Origin of the sequence: Pseudomonas sp. CFBP 8772, from assembly GCF_014841665.1 — a bacterium.
In the GTDB taxonomy this organism is placed as follows: Bacteria; Pseudomonadota; Gammaproteobacteria; order Pseudomonadales; family Pseudomonadaceae; genus Aquipseudomonas; species Aquipseudomonas graminis_B.
The window spans coordinates 151166-171608 of the sequence record NZ_JACYUI010000007.1 but is presented as its reverse complement, the minus strand read 5'-3'; the positions used below and the strand labels follow the sequence as shown (position 1 = coordinate 171608).

Sequence of the window (20443 nt, the reverse complement as noted above, 5' to 3'; positions counted from 1 at the left end):
AATTCCAAGAGAGACCCGAACCATGTCCGACACGCCGAAACGCCCCCTTCGCAGCCAGCAATGGTTCGATGATCCGGAACACGCTGACATGACGGCGCTGTACGTCGAGCGCTACATGAACTACGGCCTGACCCGCGAGGAGCTGCAATCGGGCCGACCGATCATCGGCATCGCCCAGACGGGTTCTGATCTGGCGCCCTGCAACCGTCATCACCTTGAGCTCGCCCAGCGGGTCAAAGCCGGCATCCGCGATGCGGGCGGCATTCCGATGGAGTTTCCGGTGCACCCGATGGCCGAGCAGACGCGCCGGCCGACCGCGGCCCTGGACCGAAACCTGGCGTACCTCGGGCTGGTGGAAATTCTTCACGGCTACCCGCTGGATGGCGTCGTTCTGACCACCGGCTGCGACAAAACCACGCCAGCTTGCCTGATGGCGGCGGCGACCACCGACCTGCCGGCCATCGTGTTGTCCGGCGGGCCGATGCTCGACGGTCGTCACAAGGGCGAATTGATCGGTTCCGGCACGGTGCTGTGGCACGCGCGGAATTTAATGGCGGCCGGCGAGATTAATTACGAAGGCTTCATGGAAATGACCACCGCCGCGTCGCCGTCGGTCGGCCACTGCAACACCATGGGCACGGCGCTTTCGATGAACGCGCTGGCCGAAGCACTGGGCATGTCGCTGCCCGGTTGCGCGAGCATTCCGGCGGCGTACCGCGAGCGCGGGCAGATGGCGTACATGACCGGCAAGCGCATCTGCGATCTGGTCCGCGAAGACGTGCGCCCTTCGCAGATCATGACCCGCGAGGCGTTTGAAAACGCAATCGCGGTCGCCTCCGCGTTGGGCGCTTCAAGCAACTGCCCGCCGCACCTGATCGCCATCGCCCGGCACATGGGCGTCGAGTTAAGCCTCGACGACTGGCAGCGCATCGGCGAAGACGTGCCGTTGCTGGTCAATTGCATGCCGGCCGGGAAGTATCTGGGCGAAGGCTTCCACCGCGCAGGCGGCGTGCCGGCGGTGATGCACGAGCTGCAGAAGGCGGGCAAGCTGCATGAAGACTGCTATACGGTCTCCGGCAAAATCATCGGTGACATCGTGCGCAACGCCGTCGCCCACGACACCGACGTGATTCGTCCGTACGAAGACCCGCTCAAACACCGCGCGGGCTTTATCGTGTTGAGCGGTAATTTTTTCGACAGCGCGATCATGAAGATGTCGGTGGTCGGCGAGGCGTTCCGCAAGACCTACCTGTCCGAGCCCGGCGCGGAGAACAGTTTCGAGGCGCGAGCGATCGTGTTCGAGGGCCCGGAGGACTACCACGCGCGGATCAACGATCCTTCGCTGGAAATCGACGAGCGCTGCATTCTGGTGATCCGTGGCGCTGGCACGGTCGGTTATCCCGGCAGCGCCGAGGTGGTGAACATGGCGCCGCCGTCTGCGCTGATCAAACAAGGCATCGATTCGCTGCCGTGCCTGGGCGATGGCCGGCAGAGCGGCACCTCGGCCAGCCCTTCGATCCTGAATATGTCGCCAGAAGCAGCGGTGGGCGGTGGCCTGGCGCTGCTGAAAACCAACGACCGGCTGCGCGTGGATTTGAATAACCGCAGCGTCAACGTGCTGGTCAGCGACGAGGAAATGGCCGCACGCCGCGCGCTGTTCGAGCCGAAGATGCCGGCCTCGCAAACCCCGTGGCAGGAGCTGTATCGGCAGTTGGTGGGGCAGTTATCCACCGGCGGATGCCTGGAGCCGGCGACGTTGCATTTGCGGGTGATTGCACGCAGCGGCGAGCCGCGGCATTCCCATTGAGCAGCCGCGCGCGCTCTTGTAGGAGCGTGGCTTGTCCCGCGATCGGCGACGAAGTCGTCGCAAAACCTGTCATCTCGGTGTGGAAGGTTTCCCGAGGTAGTCAATTTACGGCTGCTTTGCAGCCGATCGCGGGACAAGCCACGCTCCTACAGGGACATCATTGTGCCGAGAGTTGCGCCATGGACGCAGAGGGTTGGGCAGTACTCACAACAACGCCGGCAACCCCTTTTCCATGCCGGCAAGGCGGTTTTTCAACAGCGAATGCAGCTGTTGCACCGCCGGGGAAAACTGTTTGCGGTGCGGGCAGACCAGATTGAGCGGGGTCGGCTCGCCCGGGTAATCCGGCAGCAACAGTTCCAGCCGCCCGGCGCGCACGTCCTCGCAGACATCCAGCCACGACTTGTACGCCACGCCCTGCCCGGCCACCGCCCAGCGTCTCACCAGATCAGCGTCATCGGTGAGCAACGGGCCTGACACCGAGAACACCCGACCACCGAGCCGCCACTTGTCATATACCCGGCCCGCCAGGGTGAACAGCAAGCACTCATGGCGCAGCAAGTCGTCGGAGACCACGGGTCGGCCCTTGCGCGCCAGATACTCGGGCGATGCCACCAGCACTCGGCGATTCCACGGCGCCAGCGCCAACGCGATGTAGTTAGCGTCTTCGATCACGCCGTAGCGAATCGCAACGTCCACCGGATCGCGAAACAGATCGGCCACTTGATCGGAGATAAACAGGCGCAGATTCAGCGCCGGGTGCTGACTGCGAAAATCCGTCAGCCAGGGCAGCAGCATGTTTCGCCCCAGATCCGAAGGCGCCGCCACTTGCAGCGTACCTTGCAGCTGAGCGCTTTCCCGCTGCAGCTTTTCCCGGCCATCCCGTAAGGCATCGAGCACCGTCTGGGCGGTCGGCAGGTACTGCTCGCCTTCAGCGGTGAGGCGCAGGCTGCGCGTCGAACGGGCAAAAAGGCGGATATCCAGCTCCCGTTCGAGGCGCTTGATGGCCGCCGCGACTTGCCCCGGCAGCAGATCCACCTCCCGCGCAGCATTGGAAAAGCTACCCAGCGCGGCGGTGCGGACGAAGAGTGTCAGGTCGTCGATGCGGATCATTTTCACTCCAGCCGTGAAAGTGTTGCCGGATTCTGCGGGTTTTTCTGCCCAACGAACAAGAACAAGATGGGTCCAACGTTTCAGCCACCTTTTGTCCACTGACTAGAGAGATCGCCATGAAAGCCATCGCCTTCACCCAGCACGGTCTACCCATTGAAGACCCCAACGCGCTGCTGGACATGGACCTGCCCAAGCCAACGCCCGGCCCTCGGGATTTGCTGGTCGAAGTCAAAGCAATTTCGGTGAACCCGGTCGACACCAAAATCCGCGCCGGCTCTGCCGCCACCGAACCCAAAGTGGTTGGCTGGGACGCCGTCGGCGTCGTTCGTGAAACGGGCAGCGACGTCACGCTGTTCAAAGCCGGGGACGAAGTGTTCTACGCCGGCTCCATCGCCCGTCCGGGCAGCTACAGCGAATTCCACCTCGTCGACGAGCGCATCGTCGGGCACAAACCCAAGAGCCTCGACAACGCCCACGCCGCCGCCCTGCCGCTGACCTCGATCACCGCCTGGGAATTGCTCTTTGACCGTCTGGGCGTTAAAGAAGGCGGCGGCGAAGGTGACAGCCTGTTGATCATCGGTGCCGGTGGCGGCGTCGGGTCGATTCTGGTGCAACTGGCCCGCCAACTGACCAAACTGACCGTGATCGGTACAGCGTCCCGTCCGGAAACCCGCGAATGGGTCGAAAGCCTGGGCGCCCACCACGTCATCGATCACAGCCAGCCGCTGGTCGAGCAACTGAATCAGATCGGCGTCGGTCAGGTGAGCCATGTCGCCAGCCTGACCCACACCGACTCGTACTTCACGCAGCTGATTGAGGCCCTGAAACCGCAAGGCCAGTTAGCGCTGATCGATGACCCGAAATCCCTCGACGTCGTCCCGATGAAACGCAAGGCCCTGTCGCTGCACTGGGAACTGATGTTCACCCGCTCGCTCTACGAAACCCCGGACATGATTGCCCAGCATGAACTGCTCAATCGCGTCGCCGACCTGATTGACCAAGGCGTGCTGAAGACCACCCTCGGTGAGCACTTCGGCGCGATCAACGCCGAAAACCTGCGCCGCGCCCACGCCGTGATCGAGAGCGGCAAGGCCAAGGGCAAGATCGTTCTCGAAGGTTTCTAACCCTGTCCATTTTTTGAAGGGCCTGCTGCGGCAGGCCGGGAGCCGTTTGTGTCCATGAAGCAGAACATGATGTTGTCAGCGCTGGCCCTGTCAGTCGCTTTGATCAGCCAGACCGGCATCGCAGCCACGACCGCCACCGCACTACCCGCCAATGCACCGGCGGAGAAAACCATCGGTCAGCTTGAGCAGGTGTTCACCTTTCACGACGCCATGCCCACCGGCGTGACCGTGACGGAAACCGGGCGCATCTTCGTCAACTACCCGCACTGGGGCGACGACGTGCCGTTTACCGTAGGCGAAATCCGTGACGGCAAGGTCGTCGCCTACCCCGATGCAGCCATCAACAAAGAAGACCCAAAAGACCCGGCCAAAGGGCTGATCAGCGTGCAGAGCGTGGTCGCCGACGGTCAGGGCCGCGTCTGGCTGCTGGACACTGCCGCCCCGAATTTCGCCGCGCCAAAAGCCGGCGGCGCCAAGCTGGTGGCGGTTGATCTGGCCAGTAACAAAGTGGTCAAAACCCTGGTCTTCCCGGCCAACGTCATCCTGCCGAGCACCTACGTCAACGACATGCGTTTTGATTTCCGCGCTGGCAAGGAAGGCACGGTTTACGTGACAGATTCGTCGGTCTCCGGGCCCGGCGCGATCATCGTCATGGACATCGCCAGCGGCAAGGCGACCCGTCGTTTGAGCGGCGCGAAATCCACTTCGGCCGACCCTGACTTCAAGCCGGTGGTCGAAGGCCAGGCCGCCCTGGTCACCAAAGGCCCGGACGGCAAGCCGAAAACCATGGCCGTTGCGTCTGATGGCATCGCGCTGTCCCCTGACGGCAGGACGCTGTATTTCAGCGCGCTTTCCAGCCGCCACCTGTATGCGGTGCCCACCACCATGCTGCGTGATGCCAACGTCAGCGAGGCTCAACTGAACGCAGCGGTCAAAGACCTCGGCGAAAAAGGCGCGTCCGACGGCCTGGAAGCAGACGCCAACGGCGCGGTCTACGCCGGCGACTACGAGCACAACGGCATCCGCAAACGTCTGGCGGACGGCAGCTGGCAGACCATCGTTCACGACCCTCGCGTGCTGTGGCCGGACACGTTGTCGGTCGGGCCGGACGGCTATCTGTATTTCACCGCCAACCAGCTGCAGCGCCAGGCCGGTTTCCACGATGGCAAGGACCTGCGCGAAAAGCCCTACAGCCTGCTTCGGGTGAAGATCGACGCCGCGCCTGCGCCGACTCGTTGATCGTGCAGGCATAGTCAGTCGCGCGAAAGCGCAGATCCTGTAGGAGTGAGCTTGCTCGCGAAGACGGTATTTCAGCCGCTGAAGATTGAGCCGATGTGCGGCCCCCTTCGCGAGCAAGCTCGACTCCCACACGCCCATCATCTTTGGTCAACATCCGCCAGGCTGATGCAATTCTTGTGGGAGTGATGCACTGCAAGCCGTCACCTGCGTACCCCTTCTCATTTGCCCCGATGCGTGCGCTCTGCTAGTGTCGCGCCGGTTTAACGTCTACCGGGATAGCCGCCATGGCCCGCAAGAAAGCTGCACTGGATTTCGAACAGTCCCTCACGGATTTGCAAACGCTCGTCGAGCGTCTGGAGAACGGTGAGCTGTCGCTGGAAGACTCACTGACCGCCTTCGAACAAGGCATCCGCCTGACCCGCGAGTGCCAGAGCGCACTGGCCCAGGCCGAGCAGAAGGTGCAGGTCTTGCTGGAGCGCGACGGAGAACTGGCCGAAGAGCCGTTCGACGCGGAACAGCCGGAATGATCGCGGCGTATCAGGCACTCAGCCAGGCTCGCGTAAATGCGGCGCTGGAGACGCTGTTCGATGCGCCCGCCCCTGAATTGACCCGCCTTTACGCCGCCATGCGCTACAGCGTCACCAACGGCGGCAAGCGTGTGCGCCCGCTGCTGGTCTACGCCGCCTGCGAAGCCTTGGGCGGCAACGCCGAGCACGCCAACGGCGCAGCCTGCGCCGTCGAATTGATCCACGCGTATTCGCTGGTGCACGACGACCTGCCGGCCATGGACGACGACGATTTGCGTCGCGGCCTGCCCACGACCCACAAAGCCTTCGACGAAGCCTGCGCGATTCTCGCCGGCGACGGTCTGCAGACCCTGGCCTTCAGCGTACTGAGCGATAACGCACTGACCCCACAGAACGCCGAGACCCGGCTGAAGATGGTCGCCACCCTCGCCCGTGCATCCGGCCCTGCCGGCATGGTCGGCGGACAGGCCATTGATCTCGGCTCTGTCGGACTCAAGCTCGACCAGACGGCGCTGGAATTCATGCACCGGCACAAGACCGGCGCACTGATTGAAGCCAGCGTCAGGCTCGGCGCCTTGGCCAGCGGCAACGCAACCCAGGTCCAGCTCGATTCGCTGCAGATTTACGCCCGCGCCATCGGCCTGGCCTTTCAGGTGCAGGACGACATTCTCGACGTCGAGAGCGATACCGCCACGCTGGGCAAACGCCAGGGCGCCGATATCGCCCGGGACAAGCCGACCTACCCCGCGCTGCTGGGCCTGGAAGAAGCCAAACATTACGCACTTGAGTTGCGCGACCAGGCCCTCGTGGCCCTGCGACCGTACGACGCATCGGCCGAACCCTTGCGAGCCTTGGCGCGTTATATCGTCGAACGCCGCAACTGAGCGCAGGTCATAAAACTTACCGGGTGTCGGCAGCCTTGCTGCCGCTGCCTGATTTCGCCGGCAATCGTTGCCCCTGAACATCCCGTTGCTGCACATCGTGCGCAGCCGGCAATGCATCAGGTAAACTGCCGCCTCTTTTACTTATAACGATTCGCCTGATGCCCACGACGTTCAAAGAGATTCCCCGCGAGCGCCCGTCCACGCCCCTGCTCGACAAGGCAGTGACGCCGGACGGCCTGCGCCGCTTAGGTGAAGCAGAGCTTGAAGCCCTGGCTGACGAACTGCGCCTGGAGCTGCTCTACACCGTCGGCCAGACCGGCGGCCATTTCGGCGCCGGCCTCGGCGTCATCGAACTGACCGTGGCCTTGCACTACGTCTTCGATACCCCCGACGACCGGCTGGTCTGGGACGTCGGTCACCAAGCGTACCCGCACAAAATCCTCACGGGTCGTCGCGAACACATGTCGACCCTGCGCCAGAAAGGCGGAGTGGCGGCATTCCCGCGTCGCAGCGAGAGTGAATACGACACCTTCGGCGTCGGTCACTCCAGCACCTCCATCAGCGCCGCGCTGGGCATGGCGATCGCCTCCCGGCTGCAAGGCAGTGAGCGCAAGTCCATTGCCGTGATCGGCGACGGCGCACTGACCGCCGGCATGGCCTTCGAAGCGCTGAACCACGCCCCCGAAGTCAGCGCCGACATGCTGGTGATCCTCAACGACAACGACATGTCGATCTCGCGCAACGTTGGCGGGCTGTCGAATTATCTGGCGAAAATTCTCTCAAGCCGCACTTACACGAGCATGCGCGAAGGCAGCAAGAAAGTACTGTCGCGTCTGCCCGGCGCGTGGGAAATCGCCCGTCGTACCGAGGAATATGCCAAAGGCATGCTGGTCCCCGGCACGTTGTTCGAAGAACTCGGCTGGAACTACATCGGTCCGATCGACGGACACGACTTGCCTATCCTGATCGCCACCCTGCGCAACATGCGTGACCTCAAGGGTCCGCAGTTCCTGCACGTGGTCACCAAGAAAGGCAAAGGCTTCGCGCCGGCCGAGGTCGATCCGATCGGCTATCACGCGATTACCAAGCTTGACCCGCTGAACGCACCTGTCGTGCCCAAAAAAGCCGGCGGCCCCAAGTATTCCGGCGTGTTCGGCCAGTGGCTGTGCGACATGGCGGAAGCGGACGAACGTCTGGTCGGCATCACGCCTGCCATGAAAGAAGGCTCGGATCTGGTGGCGTTCAGCGAACGTTTCCCGGAGCGCTATTTCGACGTCGCCATCGCCGAGCAGCACGCGGTGACGCTGGCGGCGGGCATGGCCTGCGAAGGCGCCAAGCCGGTTGTGGCGATTTATTCGACGTTCCTGCAACGCGGTTACGACCAACTGATTCATGACGTGGCCGTGCAGAATCTGGACGTGTTGTTCGCCATCGACCGCGCGGGTCTGGTGGGCGAAGACGGCCCGACCCACGCCGGCAGTTTCGATCTGTCGTACCTGCGCTGCATCCCCGGCATGCTGGTCATGACGCCGAGCGATGAAAACGAGCTTCGCAAGATGCTCACCACCGGCCATCTGTTCAAAGGCCCCGCAGCCGTGCGTTACCCGCGCGGCAACGGTCCCAATGCCGTGATCGAGAGCCGTCTCGAACCGCTGGAAATCGGCAAGGGTGTGGTTCGCCGTCAAGGCAGCAAAGTCGCCATGCTGGTGTTCGGCGTGCAGTTGACCGAAGCGCTAATCGTGGCGGAGAAGCTTGATGCGACCGTGGTCGACATGCGCTTCGTCAAACCGCTGGACGAGTCACTGGTGCGCGAAATGGCCGGCAGCCACGACCTGCTCGTGACGATCGAAGAAAACGCCATCATGGGTGGCGCGGGCGCGGCGGTCAGCGAGTTCCTGGCGCGGGAGAACATTCTCAAGTCGGTCCTGCACCTGGGCCTGCCGGATGTGTACGTCGAGCACGCCAAACCAGCGCAGATGCTGGCTGAGTGCGGGCTGGATGTCGCTGGCATCGAAGCGTCGATCAACCAGCGCCTGTTGAAGATGTAGCCTCTCGCAAGCGTGACCGAGGTGCAGTCCACCCCGGTCATGCCTGCAAGTTATGCGATCAATCAAATGACCCTTTCCCGTCTTGCCCTCGCCTTCTCCCTGATCCCCGCCACGCAGGTCTTTGCCGATCAGCCTGATCGCGAACGCGCCCTGAAGCTGGACAGTGTGCTGATCAGCAGCAATCGTCAGGTCGAACAGCGGGACGCCAGCAGTGCGGCGAACACCGTGTTCACTCGCGCTGACATCGAGCGGCTGCAACCGAGTAGCGTCACTGACCTGCTGAGTCGTGTCCCCGGTGTGCAAGTGGCGCCCAGCGGCGGCCGGGGCAGTTTGCCGGGGATTTTCATTCGCGGGACCAAGGCTGCGCAGAGTCTGGTGTTGGTCGATGGCCAGCGCATTGCCAATGCCACGTCGGCGGACAGTAACCTGCAATACCTCGACGTCGAGCAGATCGAGCGCGTGGAAGTGCTGCGCGGTTCACGTTCGGTCATCTACGGCGCGGACGCCATTGGCGGGGTGATTCAGATATTCACCCGACGAGGCGCCGAGCAAGGGCTGCAAGCTCGGCTGCATACGGGTTTCGGCAATCGCGGCACGCAGCAGCAGAGCCTCGGTCTGTCGGGTGGCGACCAGCAAACGCATTTCAACCTCAGTACCAGTTTGGATGAAACGGCAGGCATCAACCGTACCGGCCCGTCCTTCGCCAGCGATGACGACCACGACGCCTACCGCAATAAATTCCTGAGCCTGAGCCTCAGCCACTGGCTCAACGACGACGTGGAAGTGGGTCTCAACGCGCTGGATAACCGGGGCAAGACCGAGTTCGACAACCCGTTCGGTCTGTTCGACCCGGTCACGTTCGACACCGTGGGTCAGCAGCAATACAGCAAGTTTGAGCTGAGCAGCCTCGGCACTTACGTCGACGCCCGCATCAACCAGACCTGGAAAACCCGTCTGGAACTGGGCCATAGCGAGAACCGCGAGAAGACGCTGGACAAGCTGAGCGACGATCACTACGTGTTCAACACCTACCGCGACTCGGTCAATTGGCAGAACGACCTGACGCTGGACGAGCGCAATAGCCTGACGCTGGGGGGCGACTGGTACGAGGACCGTGTCAACAGCAGCACGGCGTTCGAGGAGGACAGCCGCTGGAACCGCGCGGTGTTCGTTCAGCACCGTTTCAAAAGCGAGCATTTCTCCACCGAGCTGGGCCTGCGCCATGATCAGAATGAGCAGTTCGGCAGCCAGAACACCTGGAGCGGCACGGTCACCGTTCCGCTCAATGACGCCAACGACGTGCTGCTTTCCTACAGCGAAGGCTTCCGCGCGCCGACATTCAATGACCTGTATTACCCGGATTTCAGCAACGCGGATCTCAAGCCCGAGCACTCCAAAAGCTACGAGCTGCAATGGCGCAGTCGTCTGAGCGAAACCGCCCGTCTTGAGGCTTCGCTCTATCGCACCGACCTGCAGGACGCGATCGCCCTCGACAGCGACTTTCGCCCCCAGAACATCGGCTCGGCACGGATCAATGGTTTCGAAGGGTCCCTTGAGCAGCAACTGTTCGGCTGGACCGGCAAGCTTGGGGCGTCGGTCATCGACCCGCGTGACCGAGACACTGGGCACACGCTCAACCGTCGCGCTCGCCGCACCCTGAATCTCGATATTGATCGGCAGTTTGATCGGCTCGGCGTCGGCGCCAGCTGGCAGGCCGTCAGTGACAGCTACAACGACGAGGCCAACACCCAGCATGTCGGAGGTTATTCGTTGTTCGGTTTGCGCAGCAGTTGGAAGGCCAGCGACGACGTGAAGCTGGAGTTCAAGCTGGATAACGCCTTGGACAAACGTTACAGTCGCACGCTGTACAGCTTCGATGGCAGCAATTACGGCTATCGCGAAGAGGGCCGGACGTGGATGTTTGGCGTGACCTGGACGCCGACGCTGTAAATGTATAGCCGCCTGATTTAGCGATCTGGCGCGATCACGCTGCACACTTTCGCCACCGCGCCCACCATTTGCCCGCTGGCTCGTTCGAGGCCTTTGTCGGGCACGGCAAGCAGGCGGCCGGCTTTCACCGCCTTCAACTGCGACCAAGTCTTCCATCCTGGCAACAACACGGCATCACTGGCCAGAATCACGTCCGGGTCGCGCTGCAGCACTGACTCGAGACTGACCTGAGGCGCAGGCAGTTTGAGGTCATCAAAGACGCTGCGTGCGCCGCACACGGTCAGTGCATCGCTGATGATCTGCCCCCCGCCTACCGTATAGAGCGGCTGATCCCACACTTGGTAAAAGACTTTCAACGGGGCATCGCGTCGATACCGCTCACGCAACGCGGCCAATCGCTCACGGAAGTCCTTCGCTGCCTGTCGTCCACGGTCAGCGCGGCCAAGGCGCTCACCCATCTGTTCGATCTGATCAGCCAGCTCGTTCAGCGTGTGAGGCTCAGCGGTGTAGGTGGGAATGTTGAGGCGCTTCAACTGATCGCGCTGGGCCGCGCTGACGCTGCCGGGCCATAGCAGCAAAAGATCGGGCTGCAAACTGAGCAGGCGCTCGATGTCGAGCTGCGCGTATCGGCCCACCGAAGGCAGGCCCGCGACCTTCTCCGGGCGCGGGCCGCCATCGAGCACGCCGACCAACAGATCGGCAGCATCCAGTTCGATAACGATTTCGGTAAGAGAGGGTGCGAGGCTGACGACCCGCTGTGCAGCGCCGGCCTGAAAAGCGATCAGCAACAGCAGGCAGGCACTCAGTGGGCGCATCAAGCGCGTCGAGCCTGCGCAAGACCACGGCGCAGGCTGCCGCGTGTCATGCCGGGTCGACTTCGCTCTGATGCTCGTTGCCCATCATATGACCCAGCTTGCCGGCCTTGGTCGCCAGATAGAGCTTGTTGTGCGGGTTGTGGCCGGTGTGCAGCGGCACGCGCTCGGCGACGGTGATGCCCATGTCGGTCAGCGCTTTGACCTTGCGCGGATTATTGGTCATCAAACGCAGAGACTTGATGCCCAGGTGCTCAAGCATCGGCAGGCAAATGCCGTAATCGCGCTGGTCAGCGGCGAAGCCCAGGCGCTCGTTGGCTTCAACGGTGTCGGCACCGCCGTCCTGCAATTCATACGCGCGGATCTTGTTCATCAAACCAATGCCGCGGCCTTCCTGGCGCAGGTACAACAGCACGCCACGGCCTTCGGCGGCGATGGCGCGCAACGCCGCTTCAAGCTGGGAACCGCAATCGCAGCGCTGACTGAATAGCGCATCACCCGTCAGGCATTCGGAATGCACACGCCCAAGCACCGGGGCGCCATCGGATACATCGCCCAAGGTCAGCACGACATGCTCGCGACCGTTTTCCTGCTCGAGAAAGCCATTCATCTTGAAAGTGGCAAAGGGGGTAGGCAGCTTGGAAGCCGCGACAAATACGACGGGCACCGGGTGCTCCTGATCAGTATGAGGGCTGGAAATTCGCAACATTGTAACAGCAGGTTCCGACAGACGCTTAGGCTGAATTGTGAGCCAATCAGATCAACTCGTTTGATCAGTGGCTCTCGCCAGCGCGGGACTGAGCATCGCCTGAATCGAATGGATACGCATGCTTCCAGCGCGCGAAGATCGGCCGCAGCTTGCCGCTGCGCACCAGATCGCTCATCCGCACGTCAAACAGATCCCGCAGCGCATGCCCTCGGGGAGTATCCGCGAAGCCGAGATACAGAGGAATCGCAGTGAGGTAGGTCAGTCGATAGCGCTGCGGGTCGCTGGTCTGCGCGAGGATGAAGTCCATCTCCGGCTTGGCATCGATGTACAGATCCGCGCGCCCATATTCAAGCATCGGCACAATGTGGTCACGCCGGGCGACTTCGTTGAAGTGCATCACGTTGGGCAGGTAGTGCTGATACTCGTAGCCACGGACCCAGGCCAGACGATATTTGCCCAGCGTCTGTAGCGAAGGGGGCGGCTTCGACGCCAGACCCAGTGTGTAGATTTCGTCTGTGTCGTAGTGCCACTTTGAATAAAGCGCGCCCTCGACCTCACCCTTGTAGGCGGCAATCCAGGCATCGGCCTCGCCGCGCTGCACCAGCCCGACCGCGCGGGTGTAGGGCTCGATGCGCTGCTCGACCTTGACGCCAGCCGGCTCGAAGATCTCCCGCATCAGTTCCCAACCCAGCCCCGTGCCGTCGGTTTCGGTGTAGCGAATCCAGTGCTCGCTCACCAGCAGGATGTCGGAGGGTTTGTCAGACATCGGTGCAATGGTTGCAGCGCCGGCAGTCGCCCACACACTCGTCATCATCAACGCCAGACTCAGCAGCCATACCCCGCCTGAACGCCTCATGAGCGCAGCCCCTACATCACGGCCCACAACCAGACCAGCCCTTGCATCGCCAGCCATGCGAACACACCGGCCAGCACATCATCGAGCATGATGCCGACGCCCCCGTGCACGTGCTTGTCGATCCAGTGGATGGGCCAGGGCTTGAGGATGTCGAAAAAGCGGAACACCAGGAAACCCACCAGCAGCCAGACCCAGCCTTCGGGCACCAGCCACAGGGTGATCCACATGCCGACCATCTCGTCCCAGACGATGCCTTCGTGGTCGTGGACGCGCAGGTCATCGGCCACCTTGCCGCACAGCCAGAAGCCGAACAGCATGGTCAGGCCGAGCATCAGCCAATAGCCCCAGTCCGGCAGCATTTGCCACAACGGGATGAACGGCACGGCGACCATCGAGCCCCAGGTGCCGGGCGCTTTGGGCAGTGTGCCTGAGCCGAAACCGAAGGCCAGGAAATGCCACGGATTGGTCCATACCGACGGGGGAACGTTTTCCGCCGGGACCTGATTAGGATGATCTGTCACCGTGTCTCCTGAAAATGTTGATAGCCCCGAGTCAACGGGGTGACGTCCTGCCCAAGTGGGTCAATCAGCGCCACGCCGCGACCTTCGACCACTCGACCCAGAACGAAAACAGGCAAGCCGGCAGCCTGCAGTTCAGCCAGCCATGATGGCGGCAACGTGAAAGCCAGTCTGTAGTCATCGCCCCCACTGAGCGCGGCATTCAACGCAGCGTCAGGCCCGAAAAACGTCAGCAGCGCGTCAGACATCGGCACTTTCTCGCGCTCCACCAGCAAACGCACGCCCGATGCCGCTGCGATGTGTCCACAGTCGGCGAGCAGTCCGTCGGAGATGTCCAGCGCCGCGCTGGCCCTGCCGCGTAACGCAATGCCCAACTCGAACTGCGGCTGCGGCGACCAGTAATGCGCCAGCAAGGCCTGAGTGGTAGACGCCTCGGTGCTGCGCTGGTTCAACACCAACGGCAGCGCCCCGGCCGCGTCGCCCAGCGGACCGCCCACGCACAACAAATCGCCAGGCCGCGCGCCGCTTCGGGTCAAGGCCTGCCCGGTCGGGACTGTGCCGAAGACAGTAAGGGTCAGGCTCAAGGGACCGCGCGTGGTGTCGCCGCCGATCAGGCGCAGGCCGCAGCTCTGGGCAATGGTATTCAAACCACGGGCGAACGCTTCCAGCCAGTCGGCGGAAACCTGCGGCAGGGTCAGGGCAAGGGTGAATGCAAGGGGACTGGCGCCCATGGCGGCCAGGTCGCTGGCCGACACGCCGAGTGCGCGCTGGCCAAGCAAGAAAGGATCGCAGGCGTCGGGGAAATGCACCCCGGCGACCAGCGTGTCAGTGGAGATGGCGAGTTGCTCGCCAGCGGCCACCGACAACAGGGCGCAGTCGTCGCCGATCCCCAAGGCAACGCCTTCGCCGGGCTGCGCGCAGGGCGCAGCGGCAAAGTAATTGCGGATCAGCTCGAACTCGCCCATGGCGGAGACGCTCAGGTTCTGGAGAAACCCAGAAGCCTCAGCGCTTGTGCGCCTTCACTTCGACTTCGCGCAGACGCGGAGCCAGCTTGTCGAGCACGCCGTTGACGAACTTGTGGCCGTCGGTCGAACCGTAGACTTTCGCCAGCTCGATGCCTTCGTTGATGACCACACGGTACGGCACGTCGATGCGCTCCAGCAGCTCCCAGGTCGACAGACGCAGGACAGCGAGTTCAACAGGGTCCAGCTCTTCGATGGTCAGGTCCAGACAAGGCGCCAGCGCCGCGTCGATCTTGTCCTGATTGGCCGGGACACCGTGCAGGATGTCGTGGAAATAGCTCGCATCGACGGAGGTGAAGTCGTTGTCGACGCGGAATTGGGCTTCGATTTCGTTCAACGACTGACCAGCCATGTGGCGCTGGTAGAGGGCTTGCATCGCCATCTGGCGAGCTGCGCGGCGCTTTTCGCTTTTGGAGGGCTTGCCGGCGTCTGCCGCACGTGGATCACGCGGGTTGAACTGATCGCTTTCGTCGTTAATCACTTGGCCTCCAACTGCGCCAACAGGCTGACCATCTCAATGGCGGACAGCGCAGCTTCGGCGCCTTTATTACCGGCCTTGGTGCCGGAACGCTCGATCGCCTGCTCGATGGAATCAACAGTCAGGACGCCGAAGGCGACCGGCACGCCGAACTCCATGGACACCTGGGACAGGCCCTTGGTGCATTCGCCAGCAACGTATTCGAAGTGCGGGGTGCCGCCACGAATGACGGCGCCGAGCGCGATGATGGCAGCAAATTCGCTGCGTTGAGCGACCTTCTGCACCACCAGCGGGATTTCGAACGCGCCCGGTGCGCGGATGATGGTGATGTCGCTTTCGCTCACGCCATGGCGAACCAGGGCATCAACGGCACCGCTGACGAGGCTTTCGACGACGAAGCTGTTGAAGCGGCCAACCACCAGGGCATAGCGACCTTGGGGGGCGATGAAGGTACCTTCGATGGTCTTCAGGGTCATTCGGCTGAGTCTCGTGTTCTCGTATTAAAGAGCATGAAAGCGCGCATAGGGCGCGCGCTTTCAGGGATTTTAGGCCACGAATCGGGCGACTGCCGGGACAAAAACCACCAACGGCTGAATGCTGTCGGGGCCTGTCACCTGCCGGCCTTTATTCGGAGGGCACATATTCTACAACTTCCAGATCGAAACCGGATATCGCATTGAACTTCATTGGTGAACTCATCAAGCGCATTTTGCGCACGCCGAGGTCACGAAGGATCTGCGAACCGGCACCGACGGTACTGTAAGTGGTCGGCGTCTTGATCGGTGTGCCGCCGGCGGTTTCACGCACATGGGCCAGAACCGTGTCGCCATCGAGTGGGTGACCGAGCAGCAGCACCACGCCGCTTCCAGCCTCGGCCACAGTCTTCATGGCAGCGCGCAGGCTCCAGCGGCCGGGCTGTCTGACCATCAACAGGTCGCGCAGCGGGTCCATGTTGTGCACGCGAACCAACGTGGCTTCTTCTGCGCAGATCTTGCCCAGCGTCAGCGCCAGGTGGACGTCGCCTTCAACGGAATCGCGGTAGGTCACCAGATTGAAATGGCCCAGTTCGCTGTCGAGGGGCTGTTCGGCAATCCGCTGAACGGTACGTTCGTGGATCATCCGGTAATGGATCAGGTCGGCGATGGTGCCGATCTTGATGTTGTGCTCGGCCGCGAAAGCTTCCAGCTCCGTGCGACGGGACATGGTGCCGTCGTCGTTCATGACTTCACAGATCACGCCGGTCGGCTCGAAACCGGCCATGCGCGCCAGATCGCAGGCTGCTTCGGTATGACCTGCGCGGGACAATGTGCCGCCGGCCTGGGCCATCAACGGGAAGATGTGGCCAGGGCTGACGATGTCTTCGGCTCTGGCCTCTTTGGCCGCAGCCGCCTGAACGGTGCGCGCGCGGTCGGCGGCGGAGATCCCGGTGGTGACGCCTTCGGCGGCTTCGATGGACACGGTGAACTTGGTGCCGAAGCCCGAGCCATTGCGCGGCGCCATCAACGGCAGTTTCAGGGTTTCGCAGCGCTCGCGGGTCATCGGCATGCAGATCAGGCCACGGGCATAACGCGCCATGAAGTTGATGTGCTCGGCCTTGACGCACTCGGAGGCCATGATCAGATCGCCTTCGTTCTCGCGGTCTTCGTCATCCATGAGGATGACCATCTTGCCTTGGCGAATGTCTTCAACCAGTTCTTCGATGCTGTTGAGCGCCACGCGGCACCCCCTTCGATTCAGGATTTGAGGTAGCCGTTGGCGGCCAGAAAGCTTTCAGAAATGTTGCCGCCCTGGGCCGGCGTCGGGTCGGCCGCTTTGTCACCGAGCAGCAAACGCTCGAGGTAACGCGCCAGCAGGTCGACTTCCAGGTTGATCTTACGGCCTGCGCGGTAGTCGCCCATGATGGTTTCGGCGAGGGTGTGCGGGACGATGGTCAGCTCGAACTCGGCGCCATTGACTGCGTTAACGGTCAGGCTGGTGCCGTCGACGGTGATCGAGCCTTTGTGGGAGATGTACTTGGCCAGCTCGCGGGGGGCGCGCAGGCGGAACTGGATCGCACGGGCGTTTTCTTCCCGGGACAGCACTTCGCCGACGCCGTCGACGTGGCCGCTGACCAGATGGCCACCCAGGCGCGTGGTCGGGGTCAGGGCTTTTTCCAGATTGACCCGGCTGCCCGTTTTCAGATCGACGAACGCAGTGACGTTCAAGGTTTCGCGGCTGACGTCGGCCCAGAAGCCGTCGCCTGGCAATTCAACGGCGGTCAGGCAGACCCCGTTGACCGCAATGCTGTCGCCCATCTTGACGTCGGAGAGGTCGAGCTTGCCGGTCTCTACGTAGACGCGGACGTCGCCGCCTTTCGGAGTGATGGCGCGGATGCTGCCGATGGATTCGATTATGCCGGTAAACATGGGTGCTCCTGGAAAACAGGGCCAGCGCTGAACGCGAAAGCCGGAATTATACGCCGGGGTGCGACGCGGGTATCGCAATGACTCGCCAGTCATTGCCGACTGCACGCATTTCAACAATCTTGAGTTCGAGCGCTTCGCTCATCTGCGCCAGCGGCAGGTCCAGCAACGGCCGCGCCGACGAGCCCATGAACTTGCCCGCCACGAAGATCTGGTATTCATCCACCAGACCGAGCCGGGTAAACGCGCCAGCGAGCTTGGGCCCGGCCTCGACCAGCACGTCGTTGACGCCGCGGGCGGCCAGTTCGATCAGCAACTTGCGCAGATCGACGTGCCCGCCACTGCTCGGCAGCGCCAGCATGTCGTGACCTTCGTCGTGGTAACGCTCGCGGGCCGAGGCAGCCGCGCAGGTCACCACCAGCGCATTGCCCGCTTTAAAGAAAGGCGCATCGAGGGGCACCCGCAAGCGCCCATCGATCAACACGCGCAACGGCGGTCGGGTCGCGGCCAGGGCAGTCAGTTCGGCGTTCAGGCCCAACTCGTCAGGCCGCACGGTGAGTCGCGCGTTATCGGCAAGCACGGTATCGGCGCCGGTCAGCACCACACTCGACTGCGCTCGCAGGCGCTGCACAGCCGAGCGCGCTTCGGGGCCGGTGATCCACTGGCTTTCACCGCTGGCCATGGCCGTGCGTCCGTCGAGGCTCATCGCCAGCTTGACCCGCACGTACGGCAGGCCGTGTTCCATGCGCTTGAGAAACCCTTTGTTCAACGCCCGCGCTTCGCTTTCGAGCACGCCGCTCTGCACCGCAATGCCCGCGCTCATCAGGCGCAACAGGCCACGGCCGGCCACGTCGGGATTAGGGTCTTGCATCGCGGCGACCACGCGCGCCACACCGGCGTTGACCAGCGCGTCGGCGCACGGCGGGGTGCGGCCATGATGACTGCAGGGTTCGAGGGTGACGTAAGCGGTCGCGTCCTTTGCCTTGTCGCCCGCCTGGCGCAGGGCATGCACCTCGGCGTGGGGTTCACCGGCGCGGACGTGCCAGCCTTCACCGACAATCTCGCCATCACGGACGATCACGCAGCCGACTCGCGGGTTGGGGTGCGTCGAGTAGACGCCCTTGCGCGCCAGTTCCAGCGCCCGCGCCATATAGGCTGCGTCGAGCACGCTTTGCTCTGTGGAGGTCATGCTCACTCTTTAACCGGCTCGCGAGCCAGTCGGTCGATTTCTTCGCGGAATTCGTTGAGGTCCTGAAACCGCCGATAAACAGAAGCAAAGCGGATGTAGGCCACTTCATCGAGCTTTTGCAATTCGCCCATCACCAGCTCACCGACGATCAGCGATTTGACCTCACGCTCGCCGGTCGCGCGCAGCTTGCTTTTGATGTGGGCCAGGGCCGCTTCCAGACGTTCGACACTGACCGGGCGCTTTTCCAGCGCGCGCTGCATGCCGGCGCGCAGCTTCTCTTCGTCGAAGGGCTGACGGCTGCCGTCCTGCTTGATCAGCCGGGGCAGAACCAGTTCAGCGGTTTCGAATGTGGTGAAGCGTTCTTCGCAGGCGACGCATTCACGGCGGCGGCGAACCTGATCGCCTTCAGCAACAAGGCGCGAGTCAATGACTTTGGTGTCGTTGGCACCGCAAAAGGGACAGTGCATGGTGGCAGGCAACAAAAAAAGGGAGGGCCATGGTAGCGCATCTCGCTGGCAAGACAAGTGCGAGGCTTTGAGGTATATAGACGCGCATTCAGTGCGGTGAAACCCGCCGCACTCAGCGATACTGCGCTATCCCGTGCGTATCCCGCCCGCATTCTGCTTTTTCTGGAGCTGTTCATGACGCTACGTACGCTTGCTGTAATCAGCCTTGTGGGCCTGCTCGCTGCCTGCAGCACGGCCGAGGCGCCGAAACCTGCCGCCCCCGCCAAGCCTGCCCCCAACGCCATTACGCTGCCGGAAGGGCAAGGTCCGCTGCAGCCCTTCCAGCGCGAACTGAGCGGCCAGTTGCTGGGCGTGCCGGCCGGCGCAGAGGTCGAACTGGCGTTGCTGGTCATTGACGATCGCAACCGCCCGCAAAAGCTGCTGACTAGCACCAAACTGGTGGGAAACAACCAGTCGCTGCCGTTCCAGTTGCGCTTCAATCCCGAAGCCTTCCCGGTGGGCGCGCGCGTGGAGCTGCGTGGTCGCGCCAGCAAGTCGGGCCAGCTGATTCTGCATCTGCCGTCCGTGCTGATCACTCAACCCACCACTCAGGCGCTGGGTCAGTTGCAATTCGCTCCCGCGCCGTGACCGCTCCGCTTCACCTGCAAGCCGCATTGAGCGAGCTGCTGGGCGATGCGCAACTGGTGGCCGAAGCGCTACCGGGCACGGACCTGAGGTTGTGGCTGATCGACGCGAACAATATGGATCGCGCGTTCAGCCCCGAAGAAACCCGGCGCATTCTTGAAGACCCGCCCTACTGGAGTTTCTGTTGGGCCAGTGGCCTGGCGCTGGCGCGCTTTATTGCCGAGCAGCCGCAGTGGGTCGCGGGCAAGCGGGTGCTGGATTTCGGCGCAGGCTCGGGCGTCGCAGGCATTGCGGCGATGAAAGCCGGCGCCCTTGAAGTGGTTGCGTGCGATCTCGATCCGCAGGCCATCGAGGCCTGCCGGGCCAACGCCGAGCTGAACGGCGTGACGCTTGGGTATTCGGGCGACTTCTTCGCCGAGGAAGATCGCTTCGACCTGATCCTGGTGGCGGACGTGCTGTACGACCGCGCCAACCTGCCGCTGCTGGATCAGTTTCTCAGTCGGGGGAAACAAGCGTTGGTGGCTGATTCCCGGGTGCGGGATTTCCAGCATCCTCTGTATCGGCGGCTGGGCATTCTTGAGGCGCTGACGCTGCCCGATCTGGCCGAACCGTGGGAGTTTCGCAGGGTGAGTCTTTACCATGCGGTCAGGTCATGACTCGCTTAGCGCCTGCAATTT

21 protein-coding genes are annotated in these 20443 nt (G+C 62.8%); 9 read left to right on the top strand and 12 right to left on the bottom strand.

Annotated features, from left to right (window positions below; translation table 11 throughout):
• The first annotated feature begins 22 nt into the window (after positions 1-22).
• The gene (locus IFT99_RS16065) at positions 23-1807 is read left to right on the top strand and encodes an IlvD/Edd family dehydratase (protein ID WP_192133476.1); all 1785 of its coding nucleotides are present in this window, start codon (positions 23-25) and stop codon (positions 1805-1807) included.
• A 204-nt stretch (positions 1808-2011) separates the two neighbouring features.
• Here IFT99_RS16065 and IFT99_RS16060 read toward each other — a convergent pair whose 3' ends face one another.
• Positions 2012-2917 carry a LysR family transcriptional regulator gene (locus IFT99_RS16060; protein WP_192133474.1) on the bottom strand — a complete coding sequence of 302 codons (906 nt, stop codon included), beginning with the start codon at positions 2915-2917 and terminating at the stop codon, positions 2012-2014.
• A 116-nt stretch (positions 2918-3033) separates the two neighbouring features.
• On the opposite strand from IFT99_RS16060, the gene IFT99_RS16055 reads away from it, so the two are divergent.
• The 6 genes from IFT99_RS16055 (at position 3034) to IFT99_RS16030 (ending at position 10689) form a co-directional block, all read left to right on the top strand.
• The gene (locus tag IFT99_RS16055) at positions 3034-4041 is read left to right on the top strand and encodes a zinc-binding alcohol dehydrogenase family protein (protein ID WP_192133472.1); all 1008 of its coding nucleotides are present in this window, start codon (positions 3034-3036) and stop codon (positions 4039-4041) included.
• A 69-nt stretch (positions 4042-4110) separates the two neighbouring features.
• Entirely contained in the window at positions 4111-5280 is a 1170-nt protein-coding gene (locus IFT99_RS16050; protein WP_446731139.1) for an L-dopachrome tautomerase-related protein, read from the top strand.
• A gap of 284 nt (positions 5281-5564) precedes the next feature.
• Positions 5565-5807, top strand: coding sequence for an exodeoxyribonuclease VII small subunit (locus IFT99_RS16045; RefSeq protein ID WP_062384761.1), 243 nt, complete (start codon positions 5565-5567; stop codon positions 5805-5807).
• A complete protein-coding gene (ispA, locus tag IFT99_RS16040) occupies positions 5804-6691 on the top strand; it encodes a (2E,6E)-farnesyl diphosphate synthase (protein ID WP_065988422.1) in 888 nt (295 codons plus the stop codon). Before IFT99_RS16045 ends, ispA begins: the two co-directional genes overlap by 4 nt.
• Before the next feature lie 158 nt (positions 6692-6849).
• Complete coding sequence (gene dxs, locus IFT99_RS16035) at positions 6850-8739, top strand: 1-deoxy-D-xylulose-5-phosphate synthase (RefSeq protein ID WP_065988423.1); 1890 nt, start codon at positions 6850-6852, stop codon at positions 8737-8739.
• A 66-nt stretch (positions 8740-8805) separates the two neighbouring features.
• Positions 8806-10689 (top strand): TonB-dependent receptor domain-containing protein, encoded by a 1884-nt coding sequence (locus IFT99_RS16030; protein WP_192133468.1) that lies wholly within the window; start codon positions 8806-8808, stop codon positions 10687-10689.
• Between the two features lie 17 nt (positions 10690-10706).
• Here IFT99_RS16030 and IFT99_RS16025 read toward each other — a convergent pair whose 3' ends face one another.
• From IFT99_RS16025 to nrdR, 11 genes are all read right to left on the bottom strand, one after another.
• Positions 10707-11504, bottom strand: a complete 798-nt coding sequence (locus IFT99_RS16025) for a cobalamin-binding protein (RefSeq protein ID WP_192133466.1) — start codon at positions 11502-11504, stop codon at positions 10707-10709.
• Between the two features lie 46 nt (positions 11505-11550).
• On the bottom strand, positions 11551-12168 hold the full coding sequence (ribA, locus tag IFT99_RS16020) for a GTP cyclohydrolase II (RefSeq protein ID WP_074891807.1): 618 nt from the start codon (positions 12166-12168) through the stop codon (positions 11551-11553).
• Between the two features lie 106 nt (positions 12169-12274).
• Complete coding sequence (locus tag IFT99_RS16015) at positions 12275-13066, bottom strand: substrate-binding periplasmic protein (RefSeq protein ID WP_192133464.1); 792 nt, start codon at positions 13064-13066, stop codon at positions 12275-12277.
• Positions 13067-13077: 11 nt separating this feature from the next.
• Positions 13078-13587 (bottom strand): phosphatidylglycerophosphatase A family protein, encoded by a 510-nt coding sequence (locus IFT99_RS16010; protein WP_065988427.1) that lies wholly within the window; start codon positions 13585-13587, stop codon positions 13078-13080.
• Complete coding sequence (thiL, locus tag IFT99_RS16005) at positions 13584-14549, bottom strand: thiamine-phosphate kinase (RefSeq protein ID WP_192133462.1); 966 nt, start codon at positions 14547-14549, stop codon at positions 13584-13586. Before thiL ends, IFT99_RS16010 begins: the two co-directional genes overlap by 4 nt.
• Before the next feature lie 37 nt (positions 14550-14586).
• Complete coding sequence (gene nusB / locus IFT99_RS16000; protein ID WP_065988429.1) at positions 14587-15087, bottom strand: transcription antitermination factor NusB; 501 nt, start codon at positions 15085-15087, stop codon at positions 14587-14589.
• Positions 15084-15560 carry a 6,7-dimethyl-8-ribityllumazine synthase gene (gene ribH / locus IFT99_RS15995; RefSeq protein WP_037017809.1) on the bottom strand — a complete coding sequence of 159 codons (477 nt, stop codon included), beginning with the start codon at positions 15558-15560 and terminating at the stop codon, positions 15084-15086. Before ribH ends, nusB begins: the two co-directional genes overlap by 4 nt.
• A 148-nt stretch (positions 15561-15708) precedes the next feature.
• Positions 15709-16800: a bifunctional 3,4-dihydroxy-2-butanone-4-phosphate synthase/GTP cyclohydrolase II gene (ribBA, locus tag IFT99_RS15990; protein WP_065988430.1), complete on the bottom strand. Its 1092-nt coding sequence runs from the start codon at positions 16798-16800 to the stop codon at positions 15709-15711.
• 17 nt (positions 16801-16817) lie between these two features.
• Entirely contained in the window at positions 16818-17489 is a 672-nt protein-coding gene (locus IFT99_RS15985) for a riboflavin synthase (protein ID WP_192133460.1), read from the bottom strand.
• Positions 17490-17535: 46 nt separating this feature from the next.
• Positions 17536-18675, bottom strand: coding sequence for a bifunctional diaminohydroxyphosphoribosylaminopyrimidine deaminase/5-amino-6-(5-phosphoribosylamino)uracil reductase RibD (ribD, locus tag IFT99_RS15980; RefSeq protein ID WP_192133458.1), 1140 nt, complete (start codon positions 18673-18675; stop codon positions 17536-17538).
• Positions 18676-18677: 2 nt separating this feature from the next.
• Entirely contained in the window at positions 18678-19142 is a 465-nt protein-coding gene (gene nrdR / locus IFT99_RS15975; protein WP_065988433.1) for a transcriptional regulator NrdR, read from the bottom strand.
• 174 nt (positions 19143-19316) lie between these two features.
• On the opposite strand from nrdR, the gene IFT99_RS15970 reads away from it, so the two are divergent.
• Both IFT99_RS15970 and IFT99_RS15965 read left to right on the top strand, forming a co-directional pair.
• The gene (locus IFT99_RS15970; RefSeq protein WP_133776016.1) at positions 19317-19769 is read left to right on the top strand and encodes a hypothetical protein; all 453 of its coding nucleotides are present in this window, start codon (positions 19317-19319) and stop codon (positions 19767-19769) included.
• A complete protein-coding gene (locus IFT99_RS15965) occupies positions 19766-20422 on the top strand; it encodes a 50S ribosomal protein L11 methyltransferase (RefSeq protein WP_192133456.1) in 657 nt (218 codons plus the stop codon). Before IFT99_RS15970 ends, IFT99_RS15965 begins: the two co-directional genes overlap by 4 nt.
• Positions 20423-20443: the final 21 nt, after the last annotated feature.

Coding starts and splice junctions, on each gene's coding strand:
- IFT99_RS16065 (WP_192133476.1), top strand. CDS start 23: ATGTCCGACACGCCGAAACGCCCCCTTCGCAGCCAGCAATGGTTCGAT.
- IFT99_RS16060 (WP_192133474.1), bottom strand. CDS start 2,917: ATGATCCGCATCGACGACCTGACACTCTTCGTCCGCACCGCCGCGCTG.
- IFT99_RS16055 (WP_192133472.1), top strand. CDS start 3,034: ATGAAAGCCATCGCCTTCACCCAGCACGGTCTACCCATTGAAGACCCC.
- IFT99_RS16050 (WP_446731139.1), top strand. CDS start 4,111: ATGTTGTCAGCGCTGGCCCTGTCAGTCGCTTTGATCAGCCAGACCGGC.
- IFT99_RS16045 (WP_062384761.1), top strand. CDS start 5,565: ATGGCCCGCAAGAAAGCTGCACTGGATTTCGAACAGTCCCTCACGGAT.
- ispA (WP_065988422.1), top strand. CDS start 5,804: ATGATCGCGGCGTATCAGGCACTCAGCCAGGCTCGCGTAAATGCGGCG.
- dxs (WP_065988423.1), top strand. CDS start 6,850: ATGCCCACGACGTTCAAAGAGATTCCCCGCGAGCGCCCGTCCACGCCC.
- IFT99_RS16030 (WP_192133468.1), top strand. CDS start 8,806: ATGACCCTTTCCCGTCTTGCCCTCGCCTTCTCCCTGATCCCCGCCACG.
- IFT99_RS16025 (WP_192133466.1), bottom strand. CDS start 11,504: ATGCGCCCACTGAGTGCCTGCCTGCTGTTGCTGATCGCTTTTCAGGCC.
- IFT99_RS16015 (WP_192133464.1), bottom strand. CDS start 13,066: ATGAGGCGTTCAGGCGGGGTATGGCTGCTGAGTCTGGCGTTGATGATG.
- thiL (WP_192133462.1), bottom strand. CDS start 14,549: ATGGGCGAGTTCGAGCTGATCCGCAATTACTTTGCCGCTGCGCCCTGC.
- ribH (WP_037017809.1), bottom strand. CDS start 15,560: ATGACCCTGAAGACCATCGAAGGTACCTTCATCGCCCCCCAAGGTCGC.
- IFT99_RS15985 (WP_192133460.1), bottom strand. CDS start 17,489: ATGTTTACCGGCATAATCGAATCCATCGGCAGCATCCGCGCCATCACT.
- ribD (WP_192133458.1), bottom strand. CDS start 18,675: ATGACCTCCACAGAGCAAAGCGTGCTCGACGCAGCCTATATGGCGCGG.
- nrdR (WP_065988433.1), bottom strand. CDS start 19,142: ATGCACTGTCCCTTTTGCGGTGCCAACGACACCAAAGTCATTGACTCG.
- IFT99_RS15970 (WP_133776016.1), top strand. CDS start 19,317: ATGACGCTACGTACGCTTGCTGTAATCAGCCTTGTGGGCCTGCTCGCT.